Raw genomic sequence first — 23,716 nt, forward strand, 5'->3', positions numbered from 1 at the left:
TTTCATATCAATTGAACACTAATAACTACGCCAATAATTCCCATCACGGACAAGTACATTGATTTTCGTACTATCGGCCTCAGTAGTGATCGATTGATACTTGCTGCAAATCCGATTTTAACGAGTATACTCGAAAGCGTGCCAACAAGAACACCTTGCGCTGCTACTGCTGGAGAGATTTGACCTGTTGAAGATAGTGAAACTGCTGTAGTAGTCGTGGTTCCACTTGATACAATACCACTAAGAAAACTGGTAAGCAGGAATCCAGTAGTTCCAAAGAACCGCTGTGCTCCCGCTGTTAGTACTAATACTCCGAGGAAGAGCAGCCCGAATTTGAATGCATTTGCACTACTAAACGGCGAATTGAAGTCGAGGTTCAGTTCACCTTCCCAATCATTATCGTAGAACGCAAGCCCAATACCACTGATAGCGATCAAACCGAGAGGTAATCCAACACTGATAGCTGATTCTGGAACAAATACGACAATTATTGCTAGATTTCGGACAGCCATCGCTGCATCAGCTATCAATATTGTCCCTACTGCGAGCCTTGTGATTCCTACATTGTTTTTCGCACGTCCTGCGATTTCACCGATTACAGCCGTGGAATTGACGAGGCCCCCAAAGAAACCGGTTACAGCTATGCCCATACTTCCGTACCGCTGCATCACAATATAATTGACAAATCCGATGCCGCTCACCGCGATCACGAGTGTCCAGACTAGCCTGGGATTAATAGCATCCCAAGGGCCGTAAGTACCCACAGGAAGTAGTGGATAGACGACAAAGGCAATAATTGCAAATTCGCCTGCACTCCGCACCTCTTCTCGTGAGAGCTGGTCCACGAACCCATGAAGCTCGCCTCGTAGTACAAGTAAGAATGAGGATGTAATTCCTATGATGACGCCAATAAGAACATGCTCTGCACCTACAAGTATGCCTACCGCGTACGCGACAAGTAGTGAGGTCGATGTCGTCAGAGATAAACTAAATTCTGAACTACTGATTGATTCCTTTGATTGCGCTACCAAACCTTGGACACCCAGTAGACTTCCTTGAACTAAAACTAGTATTCCTCCCAATGCTAATAGCACAGTTTCGTCTAGAGACATTGCTGCTGCGCCAATTAAGCTAGTTAACGTGAATGTTCGGATGCCTGCAGACTTGTTAGACCATTCTCGTTCAAGACCAAGTAGCATCCCCAGCGATCCAGCAATGAAGAGATTGAGGATCTCTGTATCGAGTGCAAATGTTTCTATACCTACCATCATGGCCTGATTAGTAATATTGTCCACGGTGAAATTCAGGGCTGTTAATATGAGTTCCGGCATATTTATATAGACTATGTATCTCTATTGTGTCTATGGAGGCAAACATAGTGATAGGTAATAGGTGTTACCCTTGACGCACGGGTAATCACCAAAAAATATAAATAATCAGACACTACACCACACTCTTAGTCATAAGTGACAGAACTAAGTCATACATTTTTGTCTGATGTATAATAGCTAAAGTACGCTAAGAGGGCGAATAAACCCATTTTTAGCACCTTTTTATATATCATATATATAATAAAAAGACTTTTTTACCTATCTTTTATGATTGATAGTGTTGACAATGAGTAATCAACCACTTGACCGACGTTCGGTTTTGAAAACTAGTGCAGCTGCCCTCGCAGTGGGCGCCGCAGGATGTACTGAACAAAATAATAATGAGGAAGACGAATCCAGTAGCGGTGGAAACAGTAGTAGTTCCAGTAATAATTACGCTGAGTTTGATCCTGCTAACCCTGAATTCCCCCAGCTGATGAATACACTCATTGATGCTGGATTCCAGACTGGCTCACTCGAGGATCTCGAGAATATGGAAAATCGGGACGAACCTCGCTACGGCGAACCAGTACAGGAGACTCCCGATGATGAAAGTGAACTCATCGATCCTGACCGGATCGCATTTGCGATGACTCCCACTGAGGACCCCGCAGTCTATCGGGACACGATGCAGCCCCTCATGGATAATATCTCAGAGGAAACCGGGAAGGATGTTGAATACTTCCCACTTAATTCATACGCTTCTCAGGTTGAAGCTATGCGGTCTGAGCGACTCCATGTCGCTGGCTTTTCGACCGGTCCGACGCCGTTTGCTGTGAATTTAGCTGGTGCTGTACCGTTCTCTCTGCAGGTCTCACAAGAAGGTGACTTCGGTTACCGTCTCTGGCTTGCAACTCAGGCAGACAATGATAGCATCAATTCCTTAGAAGACATTTCTGGTAAGCGCATTGCACATGCTGAACCATCGTCGAACTCTGGTAACTTAGCTCCGCGCGCCTTGTTCTCCAATCAGGGTGTCACACCTGGTGAGGATTATGAGGTGTCATACTCTGGTGGTCACGAACAGGGTATTCTTGGGGTAGCCAACGGTGACTATGATGCTGCGCCTGTTTGTAGCACGTGTGTTACTCGTGTTGCCGAGGCTGACAACATTGATCCAACCAATCTGAAGGTTGTCTGGGCAAGTAACCCATTCCCGACGACGAGTTTCTGTTACCGGTACAACTTGACGCCGGAAATTCAAGACGGTATTAGATCTGCGTTCATTGATTATGACTACTCTGATACTAGAATTGCAGAGGTGTTCGGTGGTCGTGGGACGTGGACCGAGATCGATTACGCGACCGTGTACGATGTTATCCTACAGATTCAGGAGAACAACGACATTAGTTACCAAATCGATAACGTTGGAGAATAACTTTAAAACACATTAAATTTAATATATATTATGCTCGAAGTAACTGAATTAGAAAAGACGTATGATACTGGTGATAGAGCGCTTAAATCAGTCTCATTTGAAGTCAGTGGGAACGAAATCGTCGCAATTATTGGGCCAAGCGGCGCTGGTAAGAGCACCCTTATCCGGAGTATCAACCGGTTAACAGAGCCAACTGGTGGTTCAATTACTTTGGATGGGAAAGAATTAACGGATCTTGGACAGTCAGAACTCCGGAATGCCCGGCGCGATATGGGGATGATATTCCAGGAGTTCAATCTTGTCGAGCGCCTAACTGTAATGGAGAATATTCTCTCCGGACGACTCGGCTATCTGAGTACTTGGGACGCGTTCCGCCGGAACTTTCCACCAGAAGATATCAGTCGCGCACGCGAAATCCTCAGTCGCGTGAACTTAGATGGTGTCGAAAATAACCGAGCCGATGAACTCTCTGGTGGGCAACGACAACGGGTTGGGATCGCTCGTGCAGTTATCCAACGTCCAAAGATCCTACTAGCTGACGAGCCAACTAGTGCATTGGACCCAGAAACGTCTAGAGAGGTCATGAACCTCTTGACGGATATCGCGCATGAGGATGATATTCCAGTTATCATTAATATCCATGAGGTCGACCTAGCTATTGAACATGCTGACCGAATAATCGGTCTTAGCAACGGTGAAGTCGTATTCAATGGCTCTGCTGACAAACTTGATGAAGAGGCAAGAGACGAGATCTATCGTGGGGGAGAATCACTTGAGCAAAAACAGATGGCAAGTTCCGAAGCGGAGACTAATATAAGTGATGCAGTTGTCGAACGGGGTGACTAAACTCTATGGCAGCTGAGCCTGGCTCAACAGCCAACGGGTCGTGGGAGCGACCAACTGCATTCTATAGCAAGAATGTCAAGTATGGAATTTACGCGCTGATATTGCTGTTCTTCGCCTACAGCTTCTGGAACCTTCGAATGTCGCCTGCCCGGTTTATTCAAGGGTTAGGAGCTGGCGTTGAACTCATCTCAAGTATGCTACCCCCCGCATACACGCCGACACAACGTGAACTCCTCATTCAGGGTATAATTGAGAGTATCGTCATGGCGATTGTTGCCACTGTGATTGGGATCATCATCAGCATCCCTGTCGCAGTTATGGCTTCGGACAACTTGGTGCCTGGTCCGATCTACTATATTGGCCGTAGTATCGTCGCAACAACTCGGTCTCTTCACGAGCTAATTGTTGCAATTGTTATGGTCAAGGCAGTCGGATTTGGACCGCTTGCTGGCGTACTTGCCCTTGCATTCAAAACGATAGGGTTCTTCGCGAAACTCCTTGCTGAAGAGATTGAAGATATTGATCACGGACAAATGGAGGCAGTCACAGCTGTTGGTGGGAATTCAATTCAGAGATATCTCTACGGTGTCCTCCCACAGGTAATGCCTCGAATCGTTGGACTCAGCATTTACCGCCTTGATATCAATCTCCGTCACAGTACTGTCGTTGGTATTGTTGGCGCAGGCGGTATCGGGATTACACTGTTGAATTCCTTCGATAAATATGATTACCAATTCAGTATGGCCATTATCTCTGTTATTGTGGTAATTGTAATGATTGGTGAAGGAATCAGTGCGGTTGCTCGACGGAGGATTCAGTGATGTCTAGCAACCCTGAATCATGGGAACGCTTTGATCGCCGAGAGCGGCTCATCCGCTTCTTCATGTTGTTCGCTGGACTTGTGATTATTGTTGCAGCATGGCGTGCGATGGAAGTCAATTATGGCTATGCCATCACTGCTCCAGTTGAGCTAGCAGATCTGTTCAGCCGGATGTATCCCCCTGACGTGGGATATTCAACGACAATCACAGGTGCTCTACTTGAGACGCTCAACATCTCAATTCTTGGTACAGCACTGGCTATCTTGATGGCTATCCCTGTCGCTTTTTTGGGTGCTAGTAACACCACTCCAAATAAAGCGACATATCTATTCGGGAAATTTATTATTTCCTTTACTAGATCTGTCAATGTCATCATTTGGGCCCTAATTTTCGTTGTGGTGTTTGGGCCAGGAGCTCTTGCAGGTGTCTTAGCAATCGCTGTTCGGTCGATTGGGTTCACAGCTAAGCTAATCGCTGAAGCGATCGAAGAAATTGACAAAGGCTCAGTTGAAGCTGTAACCGCCGTTGGGGCATCTCAACTAGACGTGCTTATATACGGTATCGTTCCTCAGATTAAGCCGGCATTCATCAGTGTTACGACACTCCGTTGGGACATAAATGTCCGTGCATCCACAATTATCGGATTCGTTGGTGCAGGTGGTATTGGTGTCCCGTTACAGACTGAAATCAATTATTTCAATTGGGAAGCTGTCCTAACAATCCTTATTGCGATTCTTGGTCTTGTTCTTGTGAGTGAAGCCGTATCGGCGTATCTCCGGAAGAAAGTGATGTAAATACACTTTCCTAATTTCGTTTTATTACTCTGTGTGTCATATATGAATATAGATTTAATTGCGCATCGCGGGTTTGCTGGTGTCTATCCTGAAAATACTATCAAAGCGGTATCTGCAGCTTCAGGTCACCGGTCATCCGATCTGCCCGAGTCGAATATCCCTGACCTAATTGAGATCGACGTGATGCCAACAATGGAAAATGACATTATTGTTCACCATGATGAATCCTTATCTGACCACACCAACACCAATCACCACTCTGGCATAAATTGTGAATATATTTGGGAATTGCCTACAAAAAAAGTTATTGAGTGTGAAATTGGCCAAAGTGGTGAAACAATTCCACTTCTAACTGAATTGCTCGCAGCGATCCCTAATCATATTGGCGTTAATATTGAGATAAAAAATCCGGGATCATCGAATGTATTTTTTGATAAGTTACTTTCTGGTCAACAAATCTCGGTTCAAAAAGATATTTGGGGTGATTTTGTTGTAGATCTTCTAAACATTATCGGACAATATAATAATGATTTCCTTATTTCATCATTCTACGAAGCTCCGTTAGCGCTCGTTGATGAACTGTCAGACTATCCAGTTGCACCACTACTTTGGAATTCGATTGACCGCGGGCTCAAAATTTCAAAAAGATATGGTGCTAAAGCAGTTCACGCACCGTATAATATGGTTGAACAAACGTCGTTCTTTGGAGATCCATATTATACAGAGGGGCCTTGGGAAGATACCAAATTGATTGAAACTGCTCACGATCAGGGTCACAATGTAAATGTATTCACTGTCACTACCTCATCTGAGATTGAAGAACTCGTTGCTGCTGGTATCGATGGTATCATCGCCGATTATCCAGACCTGCTCTCGGCCGCGGAATTAGACTCATAACCCCGAACAGACAACTATGACCGTTTGGAATCCTGTGTTATGGACCTCATACCTGTAATGGGATACGACTTTGCTCAATCATCTAAACATTGACTCACAGTGTCGACGGTAGGGACTTCAATATCGTTGCGCTTCCATTGGAAGGGGCGTGTTTAATCGCCCGAAGGGATCGGAATCTCTTGGTCTGCGGCCTTCTTGATGTTATAGACTGCACACATCACCGCAAGCTCACGAAATTCTCGGTACCAGATACGCGCTCGCAGGGCAACGCCCAGCGCGCTTGACCGACGAGAAGACACTTTCTGACATAGAGCGTTGGTGGTAGAGATCATCGTTAATCCGGTCGTTGTGGGCGTGATCGTAGGGCTTGTTGATGCAGTGCTTGATCAGTGGATGGATGCCGAGATCTTCTCGAAGGTATTCGTGCAACCACGTGCAGTCGTAGCCCTTGTCGGCGGTGAGAGCCTGCAACTCGCCCGCAAGCACGCGGGCGAGTTGCTTGTAGATGTCAGCGTCACTCCCTTCTTTGGTGGTTGTGCAGTGTAAATCAAGGATAACGTTCGTGTCTGTATCAACGACTTTCGTTGCCTTGAGATCTTGTACGTCGTATTTTGTCTTGGTACTGTACGAGCGGCTCGCAGGCGAGCGCTCGAAGTACGTCGCATCAATCGCTCCAATTCTTGGGGGGTTCCTTCGGCGGCCGCCGTGATCCGACGCTGGGCGGCCCGCTGGGTGTACGAATAGGTGTTGGCACTGATCGCCTCGACGGTCAGCTCCCGCAACTCCGCGGCGGTGTAGCCGTACAGCGCTTCGAGCCGCCGGTTGGCGTCCAGCATCGCCCCGGTTTCGGGGTCGTGGACCACGATCCCGATCTGGAGGTCCTGGAGTTCGTCGGGCAGTGAAACGCCGCCTCGTGGGGGAAGCTGCCTGCCATCGGACATACACGTATGAATTACCCGCCGACTTATGTAAAAACAGCTATGATTTATATATAGATGGACAGCGGTCACCCTCATCCGGAGCGGTTAGAGCCGGACAACCAGTTCGAGGGTGACGAGCAGCGAGCTCCCGACTACCAGTGTGATGAGATAGACGAGCGTGAGCAGTCCCTCCCGAACTGTCGCCCTGCTCGGGAGTCGCCGACTGACTCCGACAGTATCGGCCCGGTCGGCGCTCATCGCGACTCCCGCCGGAACGACGGCTCCGGCCGGTCAGTCGTTCCCGTCCGTTCGTGGATCGCCGGGCGGGCCACCTCGGGGGCGTCGACGGCCGCCACATACCAGCCGTCACCGCGACCGTGGGCCCGAGTCAGCGTGACCGACACCTCACTCCCGGCGGTCAGTCGGGCCAACGTCTCTTCGACCGCCGGACTCTCGCTGCCGACGACCTGATAGGTTCGGTCTGCTGCCGACCGGAGTGTCATCGCCCCGTACCGGTTCTGTTCGACCGTCACTGTACACGATCTGTGCCGTGTCGACGATGCCACCCGCATAGATAACCGTCGGCGCGCGTTTTATGTAAAGCCGACTATGTGTAATACTAATCCTCCGATAGTAGTATACATACTATATAACCAGACGACGGCACGAGGGATTCATAGAGTACTATATATCAGTCAGGAGGGGTCTTACCAACCGTTTATTACTACCGGTTCGATGGCTTCCTCAGAGATTCAATGACCGCGTTCCTGGAGTCTACCGACGTTCCTCACCGACACGTGACGGCCGCCGACTGGGAGAACATCTACATCGTCGGCGACCCCCATGGGTGCCGGGCCGAACTCGACACGCTCTGTGCCGCACTGGACCTCTCGGACGATGATCTGCTTGTGTTCGTCGGCGATTTAGTTCGCAAAGGCCCCGACAGCAAGGGGGTCCTCGACCGGGTCCGAAACGCGCCGAACATGCTGACCGTCCGCGGCAACAACGAGGAGAAACTCCTGCGGGGCGACAAGACCCTCGAGGAACTCACCGACGACGATCTGGAGTGGATCGCCTCGCTGCCGGTCGTCATCACGCTGCCCGATACGCTGGTCGTTCACGGCGGGATCGACCCCGAAAAGCCGCGGGCCGACCATAGCGTCGACGACTTCCAGAACACCCGATCGCTGGTTCCCGGCGGGAGCTACGACCCGCCGTACTGGTTCGAGGAGTACGCGGGCCCCGAACGGGTCTTTTTCGGCCACACGGTGCTCGAAGCACCGATCGTCCGGGAGCACGCCGTCGGCCTCGATACGGGCTGTGTGTACGGCGGCGAGCTGACGGCCTACGACTGGCGGCGCGACGAACTGATCGCGGTTTCGGCCGCCGAGACGGTCGTCGACCGCCGCGACGAGAAGTTCATCGAGCCCACCCAGTCGATCGATGCCGAGTACACCTGCGTTCCCAAATGACCGAGCAGTCCGCCCCCGACTCGCTGCTGGATCGGCTGCAGTCGTTATGGATCGCCCCGGAAAAAAGAGAGCCCAACGCCGATCACACCGAGATCACGATGCACTCCGAGGAGAGTGACATACCGACCGACCAGCCCTCCAAGACGGACGATTCCCCGATCGACCTCTCGCCGTCGACGTGGCGGACCGACAGCCGACCGCGAACGCCGCCGATTGCCAAGTCGGGAGACACCAACGGCCACACGGCCGTCGAGTGGGAAGCGATCCGCGACGGCACCGCGGGGACCGGCGACGAGCTTGCGAACCCGGCGGCGTATCTCAACCGCGAGCTCAGCGAGCTCTCCTTCCAGTGGCGCGTCCTCTACGAGGCGCTCGACGACGAGAACCCGCCGCTTGAGCGGCTGAAGTTCCTCGCCATCCTCACCAAGAACATGGACGAGTTCTTCATGAAACGGATCGGCGGGCTCAAACAGCAGATCGACGCCGAGGTGACCGACGAGACCGTCGACGGGCGGGCCCCACACGAACAGTGGGGGGAGGCACTCGAGTTCGCTCGGCCGATCTTCGAGACCCAATCGCGGTGTTACCACGAGGCGGTCAAACCCGCCCTCGCCGACAACGGGATCGAAATCGTCGACTACGAGTCGCTCTCCGGCGAAGAGACCGCAGCGCTCCGATCGTACTTCGAGCGGGCGGTGCTGCCGACGCTGACGCCGCTGACCTTCGATCCGGCCCATCCGTTCCCGTTCATCTCGAATTTGAGCCTCTCGCTGGCGGTGCTGTCGGTCGACGACGACGGGACCAAGAAGTTCTCGCGGGTGAAACTCCCGGAGAACCGGCCCCGGCTCGTCCCCGTCTCCGCGACCGATGAGCAACCGGTTGTCCCGGACGACGACACGGCCGTCTCCCACGCCGATGGCGGCCGGTTCGTCCGGCTCGAATCGGTGATCGCGGCCAACATCGATCTGCTGTTTCCCAACGTCGAGGTCCTGGACTGTTCGACGTTCCGGGTGACGCGGAACGCCGAGGTCAGGCGAAACGAAGAGGTCGCCGAAGGGTTGATCGAGATGATCGAGGACGTGCTCCGCCAGCGCCGGTTTGCGACTGTCGTGCGGGTCGAGGTCGACGCCGATATGCCGAGCGAGGTCCGGTCGCTGCTGGTCGACCAGCTGGAGATCACCGAGCGCGAACTGTTCGAACGCCCCGAGCCGCTCGGCTTCCAAGACTTCTTCCGGCTCCTGGAACTCGACACCGACGCGCTCACACTGCCGTCGTGGGAGCCACAGCCCCATCCGCGGTTTCTCGGCCATGACAGCGACCGACCTGACGACCTGTTCGGCGAGATCGCTGACGACGACATTCTGGTCCATCATCCCTACCACTCGTTTACCAACACGGTCCAGACGTTCCTCGATACGGCGGCCCACGACCCCGACACACTCGCGATCAAGGTCGCCATCTATCGGACGGCTCCCGACTCACAGGTGATCCAGTCGCTGATCGAAGCCGCCAAAAACGGCAAACAGGTCGCGGTGATGGTCGAACTCAAAGCCCGCTTCGACGAGGAGAACAACCTCCGGTGGGTCAAACGCTTAGAGGAGGAGGGCATCCACGTCACCTACGGCACGATCGGCCTGAAAACCCACAGCAAGGTCGCCCTGGCGGTCCGCGACGAGGGCGAGACCGACGACGTCGAGCTCTACTCGCATATCGCCACCGGCAACTACCACTCGGAGACCGCCAAAAGCTACGAGGATCTCGGGCTGTTCACCGACGACCGCGATATCGGGCAGGATCTCGTCCAACTGTTCAACTCCTTTACCGGCCACTCCCAACACGAATCCTACCGGAAACTGCTGGTCGCCCCCGAGACGCTCAGGGACCGCATGACCGACCTCATCCGGCGGGAGGCCGACCACGCCCGAGCCGGCCACGGGGGGCGGATCGTCGCCAAGATGAACGCCCTCGAAGATCCCGACATCGTCCGCGAGCTGTACGCCGCCTCGCAGGCTGGCGTCGACATCGATCTCATCGTCCGCGGGATCTGTCGGCTCCGACCGGGGATCGACGGGTTGAGCGAGACGATCCGGGTTCACAGCGTCGTCGGGCGGTTCCTTGAACACTCGCGGATATTCAAGTTCGGGAACGCCGGTGAGCCGGAGTACTACATCGGCTCCGCGGACTGGATGACGCGGAACCTCGACCGCCGGGTCGAGGCGGTCACACCCGTGGAAAACGCGACGCTCCAGGACGAGCTGGATCGAATTCTCGACTCCCTGCTGGGGGACAACCGCAAGCGCTGGGAGATGGATGCCACCGGGCGGTACGTCCAGCAGCGTCCTGGAGACGGACCACAGCAGATCGCCCACGAGCAGCTGATGCAGCGGGCTCGTCAGGCAGTTCCCGATACACCCACCGAGTACGAGACCGCCGAGCCGGACCAGCGGGAGACCGCCGTCGACCTCGATGACGTGTATTTAGAAGAGCCGTTCGACCAATAGGGGTCTCTACTGGTCTGATTCTGACTGGCTCAACGTTTCGAGCAGTCGCACTGCGGGCGCTTTCGTCAGTGGTTCGTTCCCGTTACCACACTGCGGCGACTGGACGCAGGCCGGACAGCCGTCGGCACAGTCGCAGTCGTTTATCAGCTCGGCCGTCCGCGCCATGAGGTCGTCGACGATCTCGAATCCGGCCTCGGTGAGGCCGACGCCGCCGGGGTAGCCGTCGTAGATGAAGACAGTCGACCGATCAGTGTGGGTGTGGTAGGGCGTCGAGATACCACCGATGTCGCCGCGATCGCAGAGCAACATGAACGGGAACAGCGAAATCATCCCGTGTTCCGCAGCGTGAATGCCGCCGTTGAACTCGTCGTCGGTGTGGTCGGCTCGGAGGTCGCTCTCGACGGCAGGCGGCACCGTGAAGTACAGTGCCTTGGTTCGAAGTGTCGTTTCGGGGAGATCGAGGGCCTCCTCGCCGATCACGTCGCCCGTTTTGCGGTCCTTCCGCTGGAAGCCGGTGATCTGCTCGGTGACGGTCACATCCGCGTAGTGGACCGTCGACGACTCCTCGCTCGCATCGCCGTACGGCAGCGGTTTTTTAGTCAGGTCCTGATTAACGACGATCGATTTGTCCGACAGCACCTGTGTGTAGTAGTCGGCCCACGTCGGCTGGAGTTCGGCTACATCACGATCGAGATTCAGTTTGCTCACCTCGTAGGTCTGGCCCTGCTGGTGGTAGATCGCCCCGCGGTGGGCGTCCCGGAGGGCGTCGTCGAAACCGAGGGTGGCGATCACGTCGTTGGAACGGGCGTCCAGGAGGTCCACCTCCCGATCCCCGACCGTCCGGAGGCTCATCTCGTGTTGGGGGCTGCCGTCGTCGCTGTAGGTCCACCGGAGACCGTCGTTCGTCTGGCGGCGTTCGAGCCGACCCTCCGCTTCCAGTTGGCTGACGATCTCGGGGAAGGCGTCGCCGAAGAAGGTCTCGTCGCCGACCGACAGCCAGTTTTCGGCCGCCGCGCTGGCGATATGGTCCGGCAGTAGCTCCCGGTTCTCGGGGTCCGAAACCGCGCGTTCGGGGTCGGCTTCGAAGAACTCCTCGGGGTGTTTCATCAGGAATTGGTCGAGTTGGTCTTCGCCGCCGACAAACGCCACCAGCGCGGGGTCGGTGCCGCGGCCCGCCCGTCCGGCCTGCTGGCTGGCCGACATTCGGGTTCCTGGGTAGCCATCCAGGATCACCGCATCAAGTCCACCAACATCAACCCCGAGTTCCAGGGCGTTGGTGCTCCAGATCCCCCGCAGATCACCCGACTGGAGGTCGGCCTCGATCTCGCGGCGGGTGTCGTGTTTCAGGGCGGCCTGATAGGCCCGAACCTTCCCGGCGAGGTCACTCTCGCCGCGCTCGCGGAGTTCTTGGCTGCTCTCGGTGGCGTACTGCTCGGCGGCCTGCCGGGCGCGAGTGAAGGCGAGCGTCTGGTGCCCACGGGAGACGAGATCGACAAATAGCTGTTTGGCTTCGGTGTGACTCGATTTTCGTCGTCCTGACCCGCGGTCCTGCCAGCCGTCGCCGTACTCCGGAGGGTTCCACAGCAGCCAGTGGCGTGGCCCGCGGGCGCTGGTGTCGTCGTCAACGAGCCGGAACGTCCCCTGTTCGCGGCCGGTGATCCGGCTGGCGTGTTCGACCGGGTTGCCGATAGTTGCCGAACAGCAGACGAACTGTGGCTGGCTGTCGAACTGCTCACAGAGCCGGTTGAGCCGCCGCAGCACGAGGGCGACCTGCGTGCCGAAGACGCCGCGGTAGCTGTGGACCTCATCGATCACGACCAGTTCAAGCGACGAGAAGAACCACTCCCAGAGCCGGTCGGCATACGGCAACAGCGCGTAGTGGAGCATATCCGGGTTCGAGAGGACGACAGTTGGCCTGCGATCCCGCACGTCGCGTTTTTCCGTTTTCGAAAGGCGGCCAGTGTACTGGTCGACCGACACCCGGCTGGCGAAGCCGAGGCCCCGAGCGAGGTCCGAGAGCGATTCCTGCTGGTCGGCAATGAGGGCGTTCTGCGGGCCGATATAGAGGGTGCGGCCGCCGTGGTCCATCGCCCGCTCGAAGGCCGGGACGGTGTAGGCCAGCGACTTGCCGCTGGCGGTCTCGGTAGCGATTACGACGTTATCGCCCTCGCGGACCGCCTCGATGGCGTCGGCCTGGTGGTTATAAAGGGAATCGACGCCGCGGTCAGCGAGGGCGGATTCGAGCCGCGGTTCGAGGTCGAGGTCGGCATGGGTGGCCCCGCGGGCTGGCAGCGTTCGGTGGGCGGCGATCTGGCCGTCGTAGTAAGGGCGGCCGCGGAGCCAGTCGACCAACTCGTTCACAGTCGGTCTCGGCGGGCTGGCGACATACCGATTGTGGTGCGGTTGTGGTTACAGTCGCGTCTCGTCGGACCCACTCTCTGTCGGTGTGTTTCGCTGTCCATCTCGCTCAGTGCTCGTGTCGGCGCGGACCGCTCGCTCGGCGGCCTGTCGATCCGTGACTCGGTTGTCGTCGGTCTCCGACCGAATCGCCCACCAGAGCAGCAGGGGACCGCCGACGGCGAAAAGCAGGATGACGAGGAGTTCGATCATGGGCTACCCGAGGAAGATGTCCAGGAGATCGCTCGACCCGGCGTCGGATTTGTAGAGCTCGGTGTAGCCGCAGCTGGTACACGACACCGTCTTGAAGCCGCGGTTCTGGATGTCGAACAGTTTGCTCAGACCGCCGCCGGTCGTCGAGATCTTGTCGACTTCCGCTTCGGTGTGGCCACATTTCGGACAGCCGCTGTCGTCCGTCTCATCGAAGGGCATACATCCGTGAATTGCGTCAATAGTGGTATTAATTTTCCCCTGGACAGTCACCGCGACAGGGAGTAACCGACTGTCCGAGTGGGTGCCACAAGATCGCGGAGTCACTCGTGGCGGAGCGCGTCGATGGGGTCGACGCGGGCGGCGCGCCAGGCGGGGTAGAGCCCGGCGACGATCCCCACGAGGATGCCGACGACGACCGCCAGCGCCATCCAGTCGAGCGCCAGCGCGAAGCCGACCTCGGCGTACCGCGTGGCCCCGAAGCCGACAATGAGGCCGAGCGGGACCCCCAGCACCGAGCCGAGCGTGCCGAGCAGTCCGGCCTCGATGAGGAACACGCCCATCACGTCGCGGTTCCGCGCGCCGACGGCCTTCATGATCCCGATCTCGCGGGTGCGCTCGGTGACGCTGACCAGCATGACGTTGGCGATCCCAATGGCGCCGACCACAAGCGAGATGACGCCGATCCCCGTGACAAAGCGGGTGATCTGGTCGATCACGTCGCTGACCGAGTCGACGAAGTCGCTGCCCGAGCGGGCGACCAGCTCGGTGTCAGCGCCCGATAGCTGCCGAGCGTCCGACTCGGCAAGGAACGCCTCGATGGCGGCTTTGGTTTCGGGAATTTGCCGCGGATCGGCGACGACCGTTACCTGCGGATAGGCCCGCTGGCGGACGCCCGCCGAGGGACTCTCGACCACCGATTCATAAAAGGGGTCGACCGGCGCATACAGACGGGACTGGCGGGCGAAGCCGCTGACAGGAAGCTCGCCACGGGTACCGTTGACGACGCCCGTCACGGTCACCTCGCGTTCCTCGCCGTCGGGGAGGACCAACGTCAGCGTCGACCCCGCGGTGAGGTTCTGCGAGAAGGATTCGGCCATGCGTTCGTTGACGACGACCTCCTGTTCGCCCGGCGTGAACGGCCGCCCCGAGACGATCGAGTCGGGGGCGATGCTGGCGGGCGTCGTCGCGGTCACCTGCTGTCTGGCAAGGGTTTCGTTGCCCTGTCGTACCGACCCCACTTGGACGATGCCGCGCGGGAGCACCGCCTCGACGCCCTCGATCTCGCGGAGGGCATCGACATCGGACTCGGTGAAGACCGGCTGGAAGGCCCGCTCGAACCCCTCTTCGTCCTCGGGCGTGCCGAAGACGTAGATATTCCCTGCGCTGCTGTCGCCGATATCGCCGACGATCTCGCTTTGCACGCTCGCGCCGAAGGTGGCGAAGGTGATCACCGAGGCGATGCCGATGACGACGCCGATCACCGTCAGCGCCGACCGGAGTTTGTGGGCCCGGATCGACCGGACGGCGATCCGGAGCGACTCGCGGCTATCCATCGGTGTCCTCCCCGAGTTCCTCGATCCTACGGATGTGGCCGTCCTGGACGTGGACGATCCGGTCGGCGTGCTCGGCGACGTGGCGCTCGTGGGTTACCAGCAGGATGGTGTTGCCCGCCGCGTGGAGGTCCTCGAAGATGTCCAGGATCGTCGCGCCAGTCTCGGTGTCGACGTTGCCGGTCGGCTCGTCGGCGAGGATGAGCGCCGGGTCGGGCGCAAGTGCGCGGGCGATAGCCACGCGCTGGCGCTGGCCGCCGCTGAGTTCCGACGGGACGTGGTCGAGGCGGTCGCCGAGGCCCACGCTTTCGAGCAGTTCGCGGGCGCGCTGGCGGCGATCAGCGCGGCTCCAGCCGTCGAACACCAGCGGGAGGGCGACGTTTTCGACCGCCGTGAGCCGCGGCATGAGATTGAACGTCTGGAAGACGAAGCCGATCTCCGTCCCTCTGATCGCGGCGCGTTCGGCCTCGTCGGCCGTCGAGACGTCGTGGCCGTCGACGGTCACCCGACCGGCCGAGGGGGTGTCGAGGCCGCCGACGAGATTTAACAAGGTGCTTTTGCCGGAGCCGCTGGGGCCCATGATCGCGGTGTAGGAGCCGCGCGGCAGCGAGAGGCTCACGCCGTCGAGGGCGGTGACGGTGGTGCCGACTGCGTACTGTTTGGTCACATCGTCGACGACCACGGTCGCATCGGGGTCGGGCGTCGGGGTGCCTGCTGTCTCGCTCACACTTCGGTTTGGGTGTCGTGGAGTAAGAACGTTCGCCGGTTCGGCGTCAGGTCGGACCCGAACACAACGACAATAGCCTTCGAGCCTAACCAACAGGTACCGATGACTGACACCGATCCTGCGGTCGACGATGCGCCCCCACACCGCCGCACACCGGGCAAGGGCGTCAGCCCCGAGGCCCGACCGATCGAACCCAGCGCTCCCGACGAGTTCGGCCTCGTCCAACTGTTCTGGGGCGACGGCAAAGGAAAGACGACTGCCGCGATGGGAATGGGGTTCCGCGCCGCGGGCCACGGTTTCCGGGTCCATATGCTCCAGTTCATGAAGGGCGGCGCGGACAGCGTCGAAGACGTCAGGGGCGAGTACAACGCCATCGCCGCCATGCCCGGCTTTTCCTACGAGAACACCGGTCACTACGGTTGGCACGGGATGGCCGATGGGAGTGATGAGGTCGACCACCAGACCGACGCCGAGGCGGGCTTCGAGCGCGCCGCGGACCTGATCGCCGCCGCCGACGAGGCCGACCTCTCCGAACCCTTCGATCTCGATGCCCCACCTGAAGATGGCGTCCATATGCTGATTCTCGACGAACTGCTGTATGCGGCCGACCGCGATCTCGTCGACCCCGAGGCTGTCGTCGAACTGGTCGAGACCAAACCCGACGATCTCGAACTCGTGATCACGGGCAGCCACACCGAACCCGACTACCTCTACGGCAGCGCGGATCTCGTCACACAGATCGGTAAGGAGAAACACCCGATCGACGCCGGACAGCGCGCCCGTCGCGGGACCGAATACTGACCACTGCGATGGCTCGAACGATTCTCGTCGCTGGCACTGCCTCCCACGTCGGCAAGAGCACCGTCGCCGCCGGACTCTGCCGACTCCTCTCTGATCGTGGCGTTTCGGTTGCTCCTTATAAAGCCCAGAACATGAGCAACAACGCTCGTGCCGTCCCGCGAGCACCAGCAGTTAAAAACGGAGACAGCGGCCACCCCTACGGCGAGATCGGCGTCTCCCAGTACGTCCAGGCCCGTGCGGCCCGCATCGCGCCGACGACCGACCAGAACCCCGTCCTGTTAAAACCGCGGGGTGGCGGCGAGTCCCAACTGGTCGTCGACGGCCGCGCTGTCGGCCACTTCGCGGCCGGGAGCTACTACGACGACCACTGGCACGAGGCCCGCGATGCTGCGGAGGCGGCCCACGGTCGACTTGCCGACGCATACGACGTGATTGTCGCCGAAGGAGCGGGCTCGATCGCCGAAATCAACCTCCAGGACCGAGACCTCGCGAACGTCGAGACCGCCCGTTTCGCCGATGCCGAAATCGTTCTCGTGGGCGACATCGAACGCGGCGGCGTCTTCGCCTCGCTGGTGGGGACGGTCGAACTCATGCCCGAGGACCTCCGCCAGCAGGTCCGCGGCGTCATTATTACCAAGTTTCGCGGCGATCTCTCGCTGCTCGAGTCCGGCCTCCAGGAGTTCGAAGCCCGAACGGGCGTCGATGTCCTCGGCGTCCTCCCGTACGACGATCCTGGCCTTCCCGAAGAGGACAGCCTCGCGCTGCCCTCGACCGACGAACGGGCCGTCTTCGGCGATGACGACGGCATTGATGCCGACCGGACGGTCACCATCGGCGTCCCGCGGCTACCGCGGGCCTCGAACGTCACCGATCTCGAACCGCTGGCCGCCGAGGCTGGCGTTCGAGTCGCTTATTTGCCGCTGGACGCCAATTTAAAAGGTGTCGACGCGGTCGTGATCCCCGGCACCAAAAACACGGTCGACGATCTGCTGGCGATCCAGGAGGCGGGCTTCGACCGGCGACTCCGCACGTTCGACGGCCCCATCGTCGGCCTCTGCGGTGGCTACCAACTGCTCGGCGAGCGGATTTATAAGGCCGATATCGAAGGAACCGACCGTCCAGAGGGAGCCTCGACGGTCTCGGGGATCGGACTGCTGCCGGTCGAGACGACGTTCAGCGAGGACAAGCGAGTGGTCGACACCGCCCTCGAACTCGACGGCACGGGGCCCTTTGCGGGGGCCGATGGACCCGTCTCGGGGTATGAAATCCACATGGGGACCACCGAGTCGGCCGGAGCAGTCGAGACCCCGTTCGGCCGCGATGGCGAGTCGACCGCGGCACTCGGAGCCCGGCGTGGAAAGGTCGTCGGCTGTTATCTCCACGGTCTCTTCGAGAACGACGGGCTTCGGGACGCATTTATAAACAGCGTGTACGACGCGGCCGACCGACACCGACCACTGGGGACGGCGGCTGCGCCATCACCGTACGATCGGGCTGCCGCACTGCTCGCCGACCACTGCACGCTCGACTGGCTGGGCTGACCCGGCCGACCGTCGACTGGTGTCGGATTATATACTGTCGGCGCGCGGCCAGTATCTCGCAGATTTGCTTTTCGGCTCGACAGACGAACCGTGAGTTATGTCCACACTGTTCACGCGAGAGGCGATCCTGGATATCGTGGTCAATCTCGTCCCCTTGGCCATCATCGCCTTCTTTTCGATCCTGTTTCTCGTCTTCGCGCCGTGGGGCTACGAGCCGTTTCCGATCCTCCTCATGACCGGCCTCCACGTCGTTCCCTTCGTGCTTCTGGCGCTCATCACGTATCTCACGCTCCGGGCGATCGAGGGGGGCCGTGTCCGCGAGGAGTAGTCAGTCGGCCTCGGCGGCACACCGGTTCGGGCCGAGTTCGAGTTCGATCGCCTCGACCTCGTTTTCGACCGATTCTTGGCCCCTGTTGATCCCGATCACCCGCTCGTAGTTCGGCGGCTTTTCCGGGAGCCGCTCGGTGAGTGCGTCGACGAACGTCTCACGGTCGGCCGACAGTATCTCCAGGCCGGTCCGGAGCAAGCCGACAGTGGTATCGACCGGCTCGCCGGGCGTGATCGCCGTCGTCCCGTCGTTGTTGACCGTGAAGTGGCCCGGCAGCACCGTGACGGAGTCGGGTTCGGCCAACAGCGTTCGGTGCAGCGAGTCGTAAAGCAGCTCGGCCCCGGTCGTGGCATCGCCGTCGCCGAACTGGAGTTCCGTCCGGCCAAGCGAGTCGACGAAGACCGTATCACCCGTTAACACGGCCTCGTGGCCGACGAGGTAGCTCACCATCTCGGAGGTGTGGCCCGGCGTTTCGAGGGCCTTGATGTCGAGTCCGCCGACAGAGACGACCTCGTTGGCCCCGAGCGGGTCGTACTCGTAGTCGACGTCCCGATCGGTCGCCGTCTCTCCGAGGTAGTAGGGTACGTTTCGGTCGGCTGCGAGGTCGCGGCCGCCGGAGATGTGGTCGGCGTGGACGTGGGTATCGAAGACGGCGACGATCTCGCTGTCGAGGGCTTCGGCAGCGGCCTCGAACTCCCCGGTGTGGCGGGTGGCATCGACGACTGCGGCCTCGCCGTCACTTTCGATGACATAGCCCAGACAGCCCTTGGCGCGGCGCTGGAGTTGGACGACGCTGAACGCGTCGTACTCGATCCGGACGTGATCGTAAACCGCACTCCAGGCCCGCATTCCGCCTTCGACGACCGCGACGTGTTCGTAGCCCGCCTCGGCCAACTCCGCGGCGAGGTCGTCGGAGGCCTGGCCTTTCGCGCACATCGTCACGATTGGGTCCTCTGGGCCGAGCCCGGTTTCGGCCTCGAAGTCGGCACGGTCGAACTCGTGGAACGGTTTGTAGAAATACTGGATCGAATCGGCTATCCGCCACCTCTCGAAGCTCTCCGGCGGTCGAGTATCGACGACGACCGTCGGCTCGCCTGAATCCAGCCGGTCGCGGAACTCCTCGGCGGTGAGTGACTGGTGCATACTGTTTCCCTCGCGTGGTGGCCGCAAAAGTCTCACGTCGACGTCCGGCTCGCCGTCGAATATTGAACGAAATTTGAACGGACCTCTGACGGACTCAGCACGGATTTTGTATTATTATTGAAATATTCATTTACCGTACCGCCCTGAACTGGCCGACTGTATGTCGTACAATCGGACACGACGATCGGTTATTGGAGCAACAGGTGCACTCGTAACTGCCGCCCTTGCTGGCTGTACGGGCGATCCAGCCGAAGAAGAGTCGGGCGACGAATCCATGGACGATGAATCTATGGATGATGAATCTATGGAAAACGGATCCATGGAAACTGAATCTATGGATGGCGGAGCTATGGGAAACGAATCTATGAACGATGAATCAATGGAAGACGACTCCATGGAGGATGAATCCATGGGGAATGGATCAATGGAAAACTAACCGACAGATATCATGTTGACAGAAAACAATATAGGGGCGACCGACCCCGCCGAGGCAGCCTGAGCGACAGTCGACCGCTTCAGCGAGGTGGCGGAGAGTCGGCAGAAGTGATATCTGAACGGAATCTCGTGACCGCCGAACTAATAACCCCTCACTGAGACGGACCGAACGGATGGAGAAGGCACTCTGGTATCTGCTCGTCGGGACGCGTGGCGGCGAGAACCGCGCGCGTATCATCCGCACGATCGACGAGCGACCACGGAACGCCAACCAGATCGCCGAGTGCCTGGAGGTCGACTACAACACGGTGCGACACCACCTCGATATGTTACAAGACCACGACGTGATCGAAGCCGGTGGCGACGACTACGGCAAACTCTACTTCCTGACCGACCGCTTCGAACACCACCGCGAGGAGTTCGAACGGGTCCTGGAGGCGATGTGAATGCTGGGGATCATGGAGCCGTGGATGGCGGTCGCAACCCTGTTTTCGGGCGTTAACGTCGTCCTACTGGGCGCACTGACGACCGTCTGGGTGCGCAACTACCGGACGTTCGGCTCGGAGCTGACCGCCGGACTGGCCGCCTTCGCGGCGGTCCTGCTGATCGAGAACGCCGTGGCGATCTACTTCTTTTTCAGCAGTGGGATGCTGTATGCGGGCGCGCCGACTGCCCAGCAGGCCGTCGCCGCGCTCCGTATCCTCCAGACGATCGCATTGGCGTTCCTCACCTACGTCACGGTGAAGTGACCCTCCCGTCTCTGGTCCGTAACTGGGGTTTTCGGATACGAGCCGCCTTGGTACGGCATACTACGAACGCTAGGAATCGATCATTCAACTCACTGATTGTTCATTCAAAAAATACTTTTTACGTCTCCGGGGCCTACTACCGGATACAATGCAACAGTCCTTCAAACTCAACGAATCGATCGGCGGCTTCCGAGAGGGAGAGATCCTGGATGTCACCGCGCGGTTCGGCGACTGGCACACCTACGACCTCGAACTCGAACCCCGGTCGGCGGCGCGGTCGACCTCTTCGAAGGTCGTCATCACCGAGTCGAACGCTGGCTTCAGCGAGGCCGAGATCCTCGATCCGACCGCCAGAATCGGCGACTGGCACGAGTACGCCCTGAAGTTCACCCCCGTTTCGGGATCGAGTTCGGTTCCGTCTGGTGGAATCGTCGAACTCACCGCCGACGAACTGGGGCAGGTCACCGAGCCGGTTCCGGCTGGTCAATAACTGTCACAGCGACGGTCACCCGTCAGCGAATATGGGATGGAATCGCAAAACAGCGTCCCCGTCGACCGGAATCTTTTAACCCAATAACGCCACACGTATGGATGCAAGCCGAGGTAGCCTAGCCTGGCCAAGGCGGTAGATTCGAAATCTACTGTCCATTCGGACTCGGGAGTTCAAATCTCCCCCTCGGCGCTTCTCGCCGACACCAATCGCTTAGCGGCGCGTTTTATCGCGCCGCGGAACACTGTGTCGGCGTGTGCGTCAGTCGGGAGATTTGAATCAGGGAGCGAAGCGAACAAAGTGAGCAGAGCGACCGTGGTTCAAATCACTCCCTCGGCGCGACTTAGTCACTCAGTCGACACCCGACCAGCGAGGTCGATCTCTTATAAATAATCACACGTCAAGCGACGCATTGCCGTCGTCGAGGCCCTGTTGCTGGCTGTGGTCGCCGCCGCGCAGTCGACGCCTGCGTTTGTCGTAGGCGGCCTCTAACTTCCCACGTGCATTCCTGGAGACCAGATAGCCGTCCACGCTGGACTGATCCTGTGGATGGGCGGCTTTGATCCAGACGTGGTCCCGGCCGCCGCCGGTGAGCTCGTCGGCCCACGCCTCGGCGCGCTCGCGGCTCTCGAATCGGCGGGTCGACCCCTCGCGGTTGACCGCCCGGCCGACGTCGCCGTTGCGCTTGCGGGCCGAGGGTTTGATCTCGACGAGATACGCCACAGCGACGCTACAGGCTTATCTGATTTATATATACGGATTCGCTGAAAACCGCACTCCTGCTGGCTATTTAAAAACGACCTTAGTCGTCGGCGACCGGCTGTTCCGGCGGCTTCGCCGCCAGGAGGCGGTCGAGAGCGTCGACCATCGCGGTCACCGAGGCACGCGTGATGTCCGAATCCGAGGCCGCGACGGTCACCGAGTGATCGCCGCGGGTCATCGCCACCTCGACGGTGACGACCGCGTCGGTCCCGCCGGTGATGGCGTCGACGTGGAAGGAGTCCAGATCGGCGTCGGCCGCCGGGCCGAGCGCCTCACGGACTGCCTTGACCGCAGCGTCCACGGGGCCGGAACCGGTACCCGCCGCGACGCGCTCGTCGTCACCGACCCGGAGTTTGACGCTCGCCGTCGGGACATCGCCACCGCTGGCGGTCGTCAGCGTCAGCAGTTCGACGAACCGCTCGCGGTCTCGGTCCTGGACGTCTTCGGCGATCGCCAGCAAGTCGGCGTCGGTAACGCGCTTGCCGCGCTCGCCGAGGGATTTGACGCGCTCGACGATGTCGGCGAGTTCGTCGTCGGTGACGTCGACCGAGTGCTCGGCGAGCGCGGATTCGACGCCCGCGCGTCCGGCGTGTTTGCCGAGGACGAGCCGCCGTTCGCGGCCCACGGTTTCGGGTGGGTAGGGCTCGTACATCGCCGAATCCTTCAGTGTGCCGTCGGTGTGGATGCCGCTCTCGTGGGTGAAGGTGTTCTGGCCGATGACGGCCTTGTTCGGCGCAAGCGGGATGCCCGTGTTGTGGCTGACGGTGGTCGCCAGCTCGTAGACCGCCGGGAGATTCAGTGTCTCGATCCCGTAGCTGTGTTTGAGGGCGATGGCGACCTCCTCGATGGCGACGTTCCCGGCGCGCTCGCCGATCCCGTTGACCGTCCCGTGGACGAAATCGGCTCCGGCTTTGAGCCCGGCGTGGGCGTTGGTCATCCCGAAGCCGAGGTCGTCGTGGGTGTGGACGCTCGTTGGCCCGAGTTCAGCGAGCTTCGAGACCATCTCGTAGGTGTGTTCGGGGCTCGCGTGGCCGACGGTGTCGGCATAACAGAACCGGTCGGCCCCGGCCTCGTGGCCCGCCTTGGCGAGGTCGACGAGGAACTCTGGATCGGCACGCGAGCCGTCTTCGCCCAGGAGTTCGACCCACAGGTCGTGCTCCAGCGCGTACTCGACGAGGTCGACCGATTTCTCGATGACCTCCTCGCGGGTCGAGCCGACCTTCGTCTCGATGTGTTTGTCCGACGAGGGGACGACGATGGTGACCCCATCGACATTGCAGTCTAAGGCGTGGTCGATGTCGGATTTGATGCCGCGGGCGAAGCTCGTGACGGTGGCGTCGAGTCCGAGGTCGGTCACACGGCGGATACACTCGCGTTCGCCCTCGGAGGTACAGGCGCTGCCCGCTTCGATGACGTCCATGCCCGCGTTTTCGAGGGCGTGGGCGATCTCGACTTTCTCGTCGGGGGTCAGCGAGACGCCGGGGGCCTGCTCGCCGTCCCGGAGCGTGGTATCTAACAGCTGTACGTCGTCTGCAGGAATCGCCGATCGCGTTGAGTTGTCACTGTACAACTCGGATGTAT

Annotated in this window: 25 protein-coding genes, 1 tRNA gene and 2 pseudogenes; 15 read left to right on the top strand and 13 right to left on the bottom strand. The window is 59.0% G+C overall.

Annotated elements, in window-relative coordinates:
- Nucleotides 1–2 precede the first annotated feature (2 nt).
- Nucleotides 3–1,268: an MgtC/SapB family protein gene (locus NO877_RS01520; protein WP_256395164.1), complete on the bottom strand. Its 1,266-nt coding sequence runs from the start codon at nucleotides 1,266–1,268 to the stop codon at nucleotides 3–5.
- A 349-nt stretch (nucleotides 1,269–1,617) separates the two neighbouring features.
- Between NO877_RS01520 and phnD the strand changes: the two genes are divergently transcribed.
- Genes phnD through NO877_RS01545 form a run of 5 tightly spaced genes read left to right on the top strand, consistent with a single transcriptional unit; the run spans nucleotide 1,618 to nucleotide 6,106 of the window.
- Entirely contained in the window at nucleotides 1,618–2,748 is a 1,131-nt protein-coding gene (gene phnD, locus NO877_RS01525; protein WP_256394530.1) for a phosphate/phosphite/phosphonate ABC transporter substrate-binding protein, read from the top strand.
- Nucleotides 2,749–2,778: 30 nt separating this feature from the next.
- Nucleotides 2,779–3,594, top strand: a complete 816-nt coding sequence (gene phnC / locus NO877_RS01530) for a phosphonate ABC transporter ATP-binding protein (protein WP_256394531.1) — start codon at nucleotides 2,779–2,781, stop codon at nucleotides 3,592–3,594.
- Between the two features lie 5 nt (nucleotides 3,595–3,599).
- On the top strand, nucleotides 3,600–4,415 hold the full coding sequence (phnE, locus tag NO877_RS01535; protein ID WP_256394532.1) for a phosphonate ABC transporter, permease protein PhnE: 816 nt from the start codon (nucleotides 3,600–3,602) through the stop codon (nucleotides 4,413–4,415).
- On the top strand, nucleotides 4,415–5,209 hold the full coding sequence (phnE, locus tag NO877_RS01540) for a phosphonate ABC transporter, permease protein PhnE (RefSeq protein ID WP_256394533.1): 795 nt from the start codon (nucleotides 4,415–4,417) through the stop codon (nucleotides 5,207–5,209). The genes phnE (NO877_RS01535) and phnE (NO877_RS01540) overlap by 1 nt, the downstream gene beginning before the upstream one ends.
- 42 nt (nucleotides 5,210–5,251) lie before the next feature.
- On the top strand, nucleotides 5,252–6,106 hold the full coding sequence (locus NO877_RS01545; RefSeq protein ID WP_256394534.1) for a glycerophosphodiester phosphodiesterase: 855 nt from the start codon (nucleotides 5,252–5,254) through the stop codon (nucleotides 6,104–6,106).
- A gap of 152 nt (nucleotides 6,107–6,258) precedes the next feature.
- Here the strand turns inward: NO877_RS01545 and NO877_RS01550 are convergent.
- From NO877_RS01550 to NO877_RS01560, 4 genes and pseudogenes are all read right to left on the bottom strand, one after another.
- Nucleotides 6,259–6,796: pseudogene (locus tag NO877_RS01550) on the bottom strand (transposase); the annotation flags it as partial.
- Between the two features lie 29 nt (nucleotides 6,797–6,825).
- A pseudogene (locus NO877_RS19875) lies at nucleotides 6,826–7,122 on the bottom strand (hypothetical protein); the annotation flags it as partial.
- 9 nt (nucleotides 7,123–7,131) lie between these two features.
- Complete coding sequence (locus NO877_RS01555) at nucleotides 7,132–7,284, bottom strand: hypothetical protein (protein ID WP_256394535.1); 153 nt, start codon at nucleotides 7,282–7,284, stop codon at nucleotides 7,132–7,134.
- Nucleotides 7,281–7,598 carry a DUF7999 family protein gene (locus NO877_RS01560; RefSeq protein ID WP_465262054.1) on the bottom strand — a complete coding sequence of 106 codons (318 nt, stop codon included), beginning with the start codon at nucleotides 7,596–7,598 and terminating at the stop codon, nucleotides 7,281–7,283. The genes NO877_RS01555 and NO877_RS01560 overlap by 4 nt, the downstream gene beginning before the upstream one ends.
- 183 nt (nucleotides 7,599–7,781) lie before the next feature.
- On the opposite strand from NO877_RS01560, the gene NO877_RS01565 reads away from it, so the two are divergent.
- Both NO877_RS01565 and ppk1 read left to right on the top strand, forming a co-directional pair.
- On the top strand, nucleotides 7,782–8,498 hold the full coding sequence (locus NO877_RS01565) for a metallophosphoesterase family protein (protein WP_256394537.1): 717 nt from the start codon (nucleotides 7,782–7,784) through the stop codon (nucleotides 8,496–8,498).
- A 98-nt stretch (nucleotides 8,499–8,596) separates the two neighbouring features.
- On the top strand, nucleotides 8,597–10,999 hold the full coding sequence (ppk1, locus tag NO877_RS01570) for a polyphosphate kinase 1 (protein WP_379826930.1): 2,403 nt from the start codon (nucleotides 8,597–8,599) through the stop codon (nucleotides 10,997–10,999).
- Between the two features lie 6 nt (nucleotides 11,000–11,005).
- Here the strand turns inward: ppk1 and NO877_RS01575 are convergent, their stop codons facing one another.
- The 5 genes from NO877_RS01575 to NO877_RS01595 form a co-directional block, all read right to left on the bottom strand.
- The gene (locus NO877_RS01575; protein WP_256394539.1) at nucleotides 11,006–13,360 is read right to left on the bottom strand and encodes a DEAD/DEAH box helicase; all 2,355 of its coding nucleotides are present in this window, start codon (nucleotides 13,358–13,360) and stop codon (nucleotides 11,006–11,008) included.
- A gap of 48 nt (nucleotides 13,361–13,408) precedes the next feature.
- Nucleotides 13,409–13,609 carry a DUF8143 family protein gene (locus NO877_RS01580; RefSeq protein WP_256394540.1) on the bottom strand — a complete coding sequence of 67 codons (201 nt, stop codon included), beginning with the start codon at nucleotides 13,607–13,609 and terminating at the stop codon, nucleotides 13,409–13,411.
- A 3-nt stretch (nucleotides 13,610–13,612) separates the two neighbouring features.
- Nucleotides 13,613–13,828, bottom strand: coding sequence for a zinc ribbon domain-containing protein (locus NO877_RS01585; protein WP_256394541.1), 216 nt, complete (start codon nucleotides 13,826–13,828; stop codon nucleotides 13,613–13,615).
- Between the two features lie 101 nt (nucleotides 13,829–13,929).
- On the bottom strand, nucleotides 13,930–15,162 hold the full coding sequence (locus NO877_RS01590) for an ABC transporter permease (RefSeq protein ID WP_256394542.1): 1,233 nt from the start codon (nucleotides 15,160–15,162) through the stop codon (nucleotides 13,930–13,932).
- Nucleotides 15,155–15,886: an ABC transporter ATP-binding protein gene (locus NO877_RS01595; RefSeq protein WP_256394543.1), complete on the bottom strand. Its 732-nt coding sequence runs from the start codon at nucleotides 15,884–15,886 to the stop codon at nucleotides 15,155–15,157. The genes NO877_RS01590 and NO877_RS01595 overlap by 8 nt, the downstream gene beginning before the upstream one ends.
- A gap of 102 nt (nucleotides 15,887–15,988) precedes the next feature.
- On the opposite strand from NO877_RS01595, the gene NO877_RS01600 reads away from it, so the two are divergent.
- The 3 genes from NO877_RS01600 to NO877_RS01610 all read left to right on the top strand — a co-directional run bounded on the left by NO877_RS01600 (nucleotide 15,989) and on the right by NO877_RS01610 (nucleotide 18,556).
- Nucleotides 15,989–16,687 carry a cob(I)yrinic acid a,c-diamide adenosyltransferase gene (locus tag NO877_RS01600; protein WP_256394544.1) on the top strand — a complete coding sequence of 233 codons (699 nt, stop codon included), beginning with the start codon at nucleotides 15,989–15,991 and terminating at the stop codon, nucleotides 16,685–16,687.
- 8 nt (nucleotides 16,688–16,695) lie between these two features.
- On the top strand, nucleotides 16,696–18,228 hold the full coding sequence (locus NO877_RS01605) for a cobyric acid synthase (RefSeq protein WP_256394545.1): 1,533 nt from the start codon (nucleotides 16,696–16,698) through the stop codon (nucleotides 18,226–18,228).
- Between the two features lie 97 nt (nucleotides 18,229–18,325).
- A complete protein-coding gene (locus NO877_RS01610) occupies nucleotides 18,326–18,556 on the top strand; it encodes a DUF6684 family protein (protein ID WP_256394546.1) in 231 nt (76 codons plus the stop codon).
- Here NO877_RS01610 and NO877_RS01615 read toward each other — a convergent pair whose 3' ends face one another.
- Nucleotides 18,557–19,699, bottom strand: a complete 1,143-nt coding sequence (locus tag NO877_RS01615; protein ID WP_256394547.1) for an MBL fold metallo-hydrolase — start codon at nucleotides 19,697–19,699, stop codon at nucleotides 18,557–18,559.
- Nucleotides 19,700–19,859: 160 nt separating this feature from the next.
- Between NO877_RS01615 and NO877_RS01620 the strand changes: the two genes are divergently transcribed.
- The 5 genes from NO877_RS01620 to NO877_RS01640 all read left to right on the top strand — a co-directional run bounded on the left by NO877_RS01620 (nucleotide 19,860) and on the right by NO877_RS01640 (nucleotide 21,565).
- Complete coding sequence (locus NO877_RS01620) at nucleotides 19,860–20,135, top strand: DNA polymerase V family protein (RefSeq protein ID WP_256394548.1); 276 nt, start codon at nucleotides 19,860–19,862, stop codon at nucleotides 20,133–20,135.
- Nucleotides 20,136–20,307: 172 nt separating this feature from the next.
- Complete coding sequence (locus NO877_RS01625) at nucleotides 20,308–20,580, top strand: winged helix-turn-helix domain-containing protein (protein WP_256394549.1); 273 nt, start codon at nucleotides 20,308–20,310, stop codon at nucleotides 20,578–20,580.
- The gene (locus NO877_RS01630; protein WP_256394550.1) at nucleotides 20,581–20,883 is read left to right on the top strand and encodes a DUF8036 family membrane protein; all 303 of its coding nucleotides are present in this window, start codon (nucleotides 20,581–20,583) and stop codon (nucleotides 20,881–20,883) included.
- 148 nt (nucleotides 20,884–21,031) lie between these two features.
- Complete coding sequence (locus NO877_RS01635) at nucleotides 21,032–21,373, top strand: hypothetical protein (protein WP_256394551.1); 342 nt, start codon at nucleotides 21,032–21,034, stop codon at nucleotides 21,371–21,373.
- Nucleotides 21,374–21,480: 107 nt separating this feature from the next.
- A tRNA-Ser gene (locus NO877_RS01640) sits at nucleotides 21,481–21,565 on the top strand.
- Nucleotides 21,566–21,766: 201 nt separating this feature from the next.
- On the opposite strand, the gene NO877_RS01645 is transcribed toward NO877_RS01640, so the two are convergent.
- Both NO877_RS01645 and NO877_RS01650 read right to left on the bottom strand, forming a co-directional pair.
- Nucleotides 21,767–22,096, bottom strand: coding sequence for a DUF8081 domain-containing protein (locus NO877_RS01645; RefSeq protein ID WP_256394552.1), 330 nt, complete (start codon nucleotides 22,094–22,096; stop codon nucleotides 21,767–21,769).
- A 79-nt stretch (nucleotides 22,097–22,175) separates the two neighbouring features.
- Complete coding sequence (locus NO877_RS01650; protein WP_256394553.1) at nucleotides 22,176–23,705, bottom strand: (R)-citramalate synthase; 1,530 nt, start codon at nucleotides 23,703–23,705, stop codon at nucleotides 22,176–22,178.
- Between the last annotated feature and the right edge of the window lie 11 nt (nucleotides 23,706–23,716).

This window comes from Halohasta litorea (assembly GCF_024494645.1).
Lineage (GTDB): Archaea > Halobacteriota > Halobacteria > Halobacteriales > Haloferacaceae > Halohasta > Halohasta litorea.